8 protein-coding genes are annotated in these 8,327 nt (G+C 35.8%); all 8 read left to right on the forward strand.

Annotated elements, in window-relative coordinates; translation table 11 throughout:
* Positions 1 to 1,122 precede the first annotated feature (1,122 nt).
* A complete protein-coding gene (locus M983_RS12300) occupies positions 1,123 to 1,650 on the forward strand; it encodes a fimbrial protein (RefSeq protein ID WP_066751245.1) in 528 nt (175 codons plus the stop codon).
* A gap of 86 nt (positions 1,651 to 1,736) precedes the next feature.
* Entirely contained in the window at positions 1,737 to 2,297 is a 561-nt protein-coding gene (locus tag M983_RS12305) for a fimbrial protein (protein ID WP_066751248.1), read from the forward strand.
* A 21-nt stretch (positions 2,298 to 2,318) separates the two neighbouring features.
* Positions 2,319 to 4,946, forward strand: coding sequence for an outer membrane usher protein (locus M983_RS12310; protein WP_083954598.1), 2,628 nt, complete (start codon positions 2,319 to 2,321; stop codon positions 4,944 to 4,946).
* 61 nt (positions 4,947 to 5,007) lie between these two features.
* Positions 5,008 to 5,766, forward strand: coding sequence for a fimbria/pilus periplasmic chaperone (locus M983_RS12315; RefSeq protein WP_066751250.1), 759 nt, complete (start codon positions 5,008 to 5,010; stop codon positions 5,764 to 5,766).
* Positions 5,767 to 5,783: 17 nt separating this feature from the next.
* Positions 5,784 to 6,308, forward strand: a complete 525-nt coding sequence (locus M983_RS12320; RefSeq protein WP_245684045.1) for a fimbrial protein — start codon at positions 5,784 to 5,786, stop codon at positions 6,306 to 6,308.
* Between the two features lie 30 nt (positions 6,309 to 6,338).
* Positions 6,339 to 6,809, forward strand: coding sequence for a fimbrial protein (locus M983_RS12325; RefSeq protein WP_342671337.1), 471 nt, complete (start codon positions 6,339 to 6,341; stop codon positions 6,807 to 6,809).
* A 12-nt stretch (positions 6,810 to 6,821) separates the two neighbouring features.
* On the forward strand, positions 6,822 to 7,373 hold the full coding sequence (locus M983_RS12330; RefSeq protein WP_066751258.1) for a fimbrial protein: 552 nt from the start codon (positions 6,822 to 6,824) through the stop codon (positions 7,371 to 7,373).
* A gap of 18 nt (positions 7,374 to 7,391) precedes the next feature.
* Positions 7,392 to 8,234, forward strand: coding sequence for an MrpH family fimbial adhesin (locus M983_RS12335; protein WP_066751261.1), 843 nt, complete (start codon positions 7,392 to 7,394; stop codon positions 8,232 to 8,234).
* The last annotated feature ends 93 nt before the right edge of the window (positions 8,235 to 8,327 follow it).

The raw sequence follows: 8,327 nt of genomic DNA on the forward strand, positions 1-8,327 counted from the left end.
ATGATAAATGAAATGTCGATTGATAATACTATTCAATAAATACATTAAAAAATTTATTTAAATTAATTGTTAATTTTTAAATTAATGGTTCTAACACATACTTTTTTTAATTAATAATAATACTCATTTTTTGGATTTCTTTTCCTTATTATCAACTAGTTAATATTTAACCTAATTTTTAGAGTGAAAATCTAATTATTAAAAACACTCTTTTTATGATTATTTTTTCTTACGTATAAATACCTATATAAAAAATGTTAAATTACACTTTTATTGATGTCTGAATTTATTATGAAAATATAAAAATCGTTATAAATCAATTTGTTAATTTGTTTTTATGTCTTTTCAGTTTATAATTAATAAACCAAGAAACTATATTTAGATGTAAATAAAATAAAAATCTTTTATATCATTAAGTTATGTGGTTTTTTTTTATTATTTTGTTAATAAGTGAATTCTATTATTGAGTATGATAAATGAATAAAAAGATTTTTTTTAAATAAGTTGTTATTTATAAGGACATAAAAATTAACATATTTGCTTTTCTTATTTTTATTTTAAATCAATAATTTATACTTTAATTGCGTTATTGGTATGATATTTTTGTTAATATTGAATTAAATATTTAAACAAAAAATTACAAATTGTCCTTTTTCACTCTTATTCTAAAAAAGACTATCAGTATATTAAACTTTAAATTTAAAGAAGATAGATTTTAAAACCTAAAAAATCCAGCATGTGAATGCATTTAAGGTGTTAAATTCTGATTACTCATTTTATGCAAAGTGATATTTCGTATTGAAATGTAAAAAATACACTTAATATCAGTAAATTAATGGAAATATATTTAATTAATTTTGTCAGGTTTGACTTAAATAAGATCGCAGAGAATAATAAGTCCAACTTGATATGACTGACTTATCTAATTTAAAAATTAATTTTTGCGCTTCAGTTTTATAATTAATTATTAAATCTGTGAGGATTGGCATGTCAAAATATAGAAACACATTAAGTGTGTCATTCATTGTGAATTATTTAATCGCTTGATTTGGATTATTTAAATCCGTTGAATATTATTATTTTAATACCTTCGTTAGTACTTATATTTTAGGAAACATAAAGATGAAATTAAATAAATTAGGTTTAGTTCTAGGTTTAGGCTTAACTGTTGTTGCAGGTTCTACATTCGCTGCTGACCAAGGTCGCGGTACTATCGAATTTTATGGCTCAATCATTGATGCACCATGCTCAATTGATCCAAATTCAGATAATCAACGTATTCCATTAGGTCAGGTATCTACAACGGCTCTTAAAGATGGTGGCCGTAGTAACTCTAATGCATTCAAAATTAAGCTATTACAATGTTCAACTGAAACTTATAAAACAGTTAAAACGACATTTACAGGTGCTGAAGCTCCAGAAATTAAAGAAGGCGCTTTAGGTATCGAAGGTATTGCTAAAAATGCAGCCGTTGTTATCACAAACGCTGGTGGTACTCCAATTAAATTAGGTGAGGCAAGTGCTCCACAAACTTTAGTTGATGGTAATAACGACCTGAACTTTGCAGCTTATCTACAAGGTTCTGCAACAGAAGCCGCTGTTCCTGGTGACTTCACCGCGATCGCAACGTTCGCATTATCTTACCAATAATAGTAAATCTGAGCTCTGTATATGGATATACAGAGCTTTATCTCTCTGATTTATACCTCTATTTTACGCTAATGGAGTCGAAATAAATGAATCGCAAAATGATGTCATTGTGGCTATCTGTTGCTCTAGGTTTATGCACAGAACACGTTATGGCGCTTACTGATATAAAACAAGATAGAAAAATGCATCAGCGATTTGGTCATCTAAATCTTCAAGGTACTATTTTAGAGCCAACATGCACAATATCAGCAGGAAGTCGTGACCAAGTTATTTCACTCAGTACATTATCTATTCCTAGCTTAGTTGTTGATGGGCAAGGGCCTATTGAGTATTTCTCTATTCGATTGGCGCAATGCACCCTTATTGACAAAAAAGGAACTGCTGCAAAGCAACCTCGCTTTATTGCCACTTTTGATGGGCAAGCTCAAAACGGATATTTTCGGCTTTCAGGCGATGCTAAAGGTGCTTCTTTAGCCATCGCTGATCGTTATGGAAGATTAGCAACACCAGGGAAACCACTGCCTCCTGTTGATATTGATACTAATACGTTATCTCTTCTTTATCAGGCAAGGATAATCAAAAACAATGATATTCCACGAGCAGGTAATTACCAAGCGCCTCTACGCTTTAAGCTCGAATATTATTAAATGGACTGGGTTAGGTTATTTATGGCTAAATTATTCAAGCCCACTGATATACAAGTGGAAAATAAAAACAAGCAATACTCTATTCGACCTGTTGCCGCATTTATCTATTTAACTATTATTGGAATGGCTGGTATATATAATATGGCTTTCGCTGCCAGCGATATTGAATTTAATTCTGATATTCTTGATTTAAAAGATAAACAAAATATTGATTTATCAGATTTCTCTCGCTCTGGCTATATTATGCCAGGGAAATATGAATTTATTGTTAGAATTAATAACAATGAATTAAGCGAAATGTACAATATTAATTATATTGTACCTAAAGATGATCCTAAAGAAAGTGTTCCGTGCATCCCCTCTGAATTGGTCAAACAATTTGCTTTAAAGCCAGAATGGCTTAAAAAAATAGAATGGAATAATAATGGCGCATGCCTTAATGAAGCCTCATTACCAGGTATGACAACCAGCACAAACTTAGGTAGTGGTAGTTTTCTTATAACCATACCTCAAGCCTATGTTGAATATTCAACACCTGATTGGGATCCGCCTTCTCGCTGGGATGAAGGGATAGCAGGACTTATTTTCGACTATAACGTTAATGCAAACGTACACAGTCCATCAGGTGGAAAACAGCGTCAACAAGTCACAGGTAATGGTACAGCTGGCGCAAATTTAGGTGTTTGGCGTTTTCGCGCTGATTGGCAAGCCAATTACGAGCACACAACAGGTGTATTCAACAGCACTAAAAACAACTGGGATTGGAGCCAATATTATCTTTATCGCGCAATAACGCAGTTAGGTGCTCGTCTTATCATGGGTGAAACCTATTCTCGCTCTGATATTTTTGATAATTTCCGTTTCACAGGCGTTAGTTTACTGACTGATGACCAAATGTTACCCCCTAATTTACGAGGCTATGCGCCTGAAATCACAGGGGTAGCAAAGACAAATGCTAAAGTGACAGTCAGTCAGCAAGGCCGTGTTCTTTATGAAACACAAGTCGCGCCAGGCCCTTTTCGTATCCAGGATATGAATGATGCAGTAAATGGAAAGCTTGATATCCGTGTTGAAGAGCAAGATGGCTCTGTTCAAGAATATCAAATGGATACAGCAAGTATTCCGTATCTAACAAGACCAGGACGAGTTCAATATAAATTCTCAGCAGGTAAGCCTTCTAATATCAACCATAGATCAGAAGGGCCTGTCTTTGGTATGGGTGAATTTTCATGGGGTGTGAGCAATGGCTGGTCACTTTATGGTGGTTCCTTAGTCGCTGGCGATTATAACTCTGCATCATTAGGTATTGGACGAGATTTAATGTTTTTAGGTGCGCTTTCTTTTGATGCTACGCACTCATGGGCAAAAATTCCAAATGATGATAAACGCTATAACGGTGGTTCTTATCGACTAAGTTATTCTAAACGTTTTGAAGCAATTAATGGTCAAGTTACTTTTGCTGGCTATCGATTCTCAGATCGTGATTTTATGAGTATGGACCAATATTTAGAGAGACGTTATCGCAATGGTATACAAGATAGTAATAAAGAACTTTATACCATTACAGTGAGTAAACAATTCCCAGATTGGGGAATGAGTGCCTATATAAATTACAATCATCAAACTTATTGGAATAAGCCGAATAACGATTATTACAATCTTTCATTATCTAAATATATGGATATTGGGCGATTTAAAAATATCAGTTTTAATTTATCAGCCTATCGCAATAAATTTAATGGCAGTAATGATAATGGTGTTTATGTCAATATCTCCATGCCATGGAGTGATCGCGCCACTATCAGCTATAACACTGTCATTAATAAAGGTGGTAATTCACATAATGTCAGTTATTTCGACCGCCTTGATGATAACAATAACTATCGTTTAGGTGCTGGTTTAAGTAGCCGAGGTCGTGCATCTGCTGATGCCTACTTCACGCACTATGGTGATTCTGCGCTGGTTACCGCATCTGCTAGCCATATAAATGATGAATACACATCAGCTTCTTTAGCATTCCAAGGTGGTGCGACATTAACGCCTAAAGGTGGTGCATTCCATCGAACAAGCCTCCCTGGTGGTGCTCGTTTATTAGTCGATACCAATGGTGTTGCAGATGTTCCCGTTAAAAGCTTAGGTGCAATTTCACGTACTAACTATTTTGGTAAAGCCGTTATCCCAGATATTAATAATTACTATCGAGATAGTGCTTCGATAGCCTTAGATCAACTTCCTGACAACGTTGAGGCACTGCGTTCAATCCAGCAACTTACATTGACAGAAGGCGCAATCGGTTATCGACAATTTGATGTTATATCAGGACAAAAAGCGATGGCTACAGTGCGCTTGCCTGATGGCTCTTCTCCACCATTTGGTGCCAGTGTAACGACAGAAAAAGGTCGAGAATTGGGAATTATTAATGATGGGGGGAATGTTTATCTAAGTGGTATTAATTCTGGCGATATTTTAAAAGTACGTTGGAATGGTCAAGAGCAATGCACGTTACGAGTACCAAAATTGCCACAAGCGCAATTTGTCACCTCGTTATTATTGGCATGCGATGGTGCAACGTCTTCCGCAATAGCACCAACAGTACCGCAAGAAGGAAGAACTGAACGATTGATTCAACCTCAATTAACTCAGAATTAAGTGCGATATTAAGGTTGAAAAATAAACATTAAATCACTTACAGCTAAAAGAGTAATTAAAGATGATGTTAGCAAAGCGCTCATTCATTGTAGCAACAACCTTATTGACTGGAATGGTTTTAACTCAACAGGCAATTGCCGCGATTGCATTAGATAGAACTCGTGTCATTTTTAATGGCGCAGATAAATCTGTGAGTCTTAATATTAGCAATCAGAATAAAGAATTACCTTATTTAGCACAAGGATGGATGGAAAATGAACAAGGGGAGAAAATCGAAAATCCACTCGTTATTTTGCCTCCTATTCAACGTGTAGAACCCGGTGATAAAAGCCAAATAAAAGTGCAATCGCTACCTGATATTGCCTCTCTACCTCAAGATAGGGAAAGCGTTTTTTACTTTAATCTACGTGAAATTCCGCCTCGTAGTGATAAACCTAATGTACTGCAAATTGCATTACAAACTCGCATTAAATTGTTCTATCGCCCTAAAGCTATTTATGCAACACAAACTGATTTAGCAAACCCATGGCAAGAGAAAATCACTTTAACTAAGCAAGGCGATAATTACATTGTTAATAATCCAACTCCTTACTTTGTCACGATTGTTGATGGTTTAACAGGGTTAAAAGGAGAGAGCTTAGAAGGTTTTACACCGCTGATGATTGCACCTAAAGCACAAGGCACACTCAACTTAAAAGCGTCGGTTTTTGGTGCATCACCTGTATTAAGTTACATCAATGATTATGGTGGCCGTCCTCGTTTGAAATTTAGTTGTAGCGGTAACGAGTGCAAGGTTGCAGAAACATCGACAGGATACTAATAGGTCTATTTATGTTTATGGAACAGCAGTTTAACACAAGCAAGGCAGTGTTGATTTTTATTCTGACAACATTTACTGGTGTCCTGAGTTCCACTGCTGTTGCTAAAGATACCCTGATAACACCAGGGCTTGTACCTGTAAATATTACAGGAAATGTGGTTGCTCCACCGCCTTGTGTCATTAATAAAGGGCAAATGGTAGAAGTGAATTTTGGGGATATCCTCAGCACAAAAATTGATGGTGTGAACTATAAAAAACCAATTAATTACAACGCCGAATGTAAAAATATGCCTGTAAATGCACTTAAAATTTCTGTCGTTGGCAATGGTTCTGGTTTTGATACTAATGCGTTAACAACCAATATTGCTGGACTAGGCGTGCGTCTTCTTTATCAAAGCAAGGCGCTTAATTTAGGACAAGAAATTAATTTTACTTACCCTGATTTCCCTGTGCTTGAGGCGATACCAGTTAAAGATAATTCAACCACGTTGACGGGTGGCGATTTTGCTGCAACAGCAACATTACGTATGGAATATCAGTAAGGAGTCACTGTGTATAACGAATTTAAACAGATTTGTCTGCTTATCCTACTTGCTATATCGCCATTAGGAGTCAACGCTGATGAGCCTAACTTAAAATTATTTGGCACGTTACTCATTCCATCACCTTGTGTTATCCAAGATAACGGAGTGATAGATGTCGATTTTGGTTATAACGTTGGGGTTAATCGCGTAGATGGCATTAATTATACGCAACCTGTTAATTACACATTGAAGTGTGAAGATAGCTTGCAAGGAGCAGATTTAGGACTTTCAATCATTGGCCCTAAAAGCCAATTTGATGATGCCGGATTACAAACTAATGTGGCTGATTTAGCAATACATATGACAAGAGATGGTCAACCTTTTACTTTAAACGAAAAGTTTACTATTTCACCGAATAAACCACCGGTGATTAAAGCGGTACCTGTAAAAAAACCTGGGGCTACGTTAAAAGAAGGGCCATTTGAAGTCACTGCAACATTACTTGCTGAATATCAATAGGAGAGAGTGAAAATGAAATTAAAGACATTGGCACTCTTTGCTTTGAGTGGTACCGCATTGTTGCTAAGTGCGCTATCACCTGTTTATGGCATAGATAATAATTTGCGTCTTCATGGCGTACTTGTTGAAGAACCTTGTGTTATTAAGCCAGGTGATGAAACAGTCAAAATTGATTTTGGTAACATTCCCGATAAAACCTTCTATATTGGGGCAGGTAGAACAACGAGCCAAAATTTCGCGATACATTTATCTGAATGCGACCTATCTATTAACAGCAAAGTTAAGGTGACTTTTAAAGGCGAAGAAAATCAAGCTATGGCAGGGCAAGGCTTTCTTGCACTTAATGCAAATAGCCAAGCTTCAGGTATTGCGATCGGATTAGAAAATGCAGATGGAAGCTTACTGAAAATTAACCAAGAAAGTAGTGATATCGCCTTAACTTCAGGTGATTCAATTCTTAGATTTAAAGCATTTATACAAGCAGAACCCACCGCTATTGCTAATAGAGCGATAAAGCGAGGGACTTTTAACGCCATTGCAACCTTTCATCTGAATTATGATTAGTACGAACTTGGGGCTTTTATGTTTATTATGAAACGACTATTAGCATTGTCTATTTTTAGTGCAACATTATTATTTTCAGCATCATCAATGGCGACGATTTTTTCTTATATTACAGAGTCAAAACAGGTTGGTTATGATGGTGCTGATTATACATTTATTATTCAACGTTGGGATCCTGAACCTCCATCAGCATTAAATCCATGTTATGGCTGGAAACGGTGTTATATAACGATTAACCACCGGCATCAGCCCGATCAATCGGGTGGCGTAGCGACTAAGTTTATTTTAGATAATGGACATAAATACCGTACTATGGAGCAATTACGTACTGCTGTTTTAAAAAAACTAGGCGGATTGCCTTATGGTCCTGATGTTGCAGTACATCGTAAAGTTGATACATCTCTTCTTCAAGAATGTGTCGGTTTATTTTACCAATCAAATCAATATGGTTATGCCTCATCTGGTCGATTGTTACCCGGATCTTCGTGTGGTATTGCGCCGCCACCTGTTGGATCTTGTCAAATTATTGAAGGCTCGGTAGATCTTGATTACGGCAATGTTAATGAAGATGAGCTTAATAATGCAAGACGTGCAAAGAATATTCGAGTGACATGTAATAAAGATATGAGAATACAAGTTGTTGCAACAGGTATGGTGAGCGATCGTATTCCATTACGTAATAATAACAGTTTATATGCCAATTTATATTTAAATGGTAAATCAGGTGAACAAGGTGAAATAATCTCTGTTGCAAAAGACAGAGCAACAACAGTAGAAGTTAGTTCAATTCTACGTACTAATGGGCGCGTTGAGCCTGGCCGTTTTTCTGGCTCTGGTGCATTAATATTAACGTTACCATAATATAAAGGTGAAATATGATGATGGAACATCGTCTTATTAAAATTAATGTAAATGAATTAGTCGGCAATAGAATAAAAATAAGACGAAAAGAAC

Origin of the sequence: Proteus myxofaciens ATCC 19692 (assembly GCF_001654855.1) — a bacterium.
In the GTDB taxonomy this organism is placed as follows: Bacteria; Pseudomonadota; Gammaproteobacteria; order Enterobacterales; family Enterobacteriaceae; genus Proteus; species Proteus myxofaciens.

Coding starts and splice junctions, on each gene's coding strand:
- M983_RS12310 (WP_083954598.1), top strand. CDS start 2,319: ATGGCTAAATTATTCAAGCCCACTGATATACAAGTGGAAAATAAAAAC.
- M983_RS12300 (WP_066751245.1), top strand. CDS start 1,123: ATGAAATTAAATAAATTAGGTTTAGTTCTAGGTTTAGGCTTAACTGTT.
- M983_RS12330 (WP_066751258.1), top strand. CDS start 6,822: ATGAAATTAAAGACATTGGCACTCTTTGCTTTGAGTGGTACCGCATTG.
- M983_RS12305 (WP_066751248.1), top strand. CDS start 1,737: ATGAATCGCAAAATGATGTCATTGTGGCTATCTGTTGCTCTAGGTTTA.
- M983_RS12320 (WP_245684045.1), top strand. CDS start 5,784: ATGGAACAGCAGTTTAACACAAGCAAGGCAGTGTTGATTTTTATTCTG.
- M983_RS12335 (WP_066751261.1), top strand. CDS start 7,392: ATGTTTATTATGAAACGACTATTAGCATTGTCTATTTTTAGTGCAACA.
- M983_RS12315 (WP_066751250.1), top strand. CDS start 5,008: ATGATGTTAGCAAAGCGCTCATTCATTGTAGCAACAACCTTATTGACT.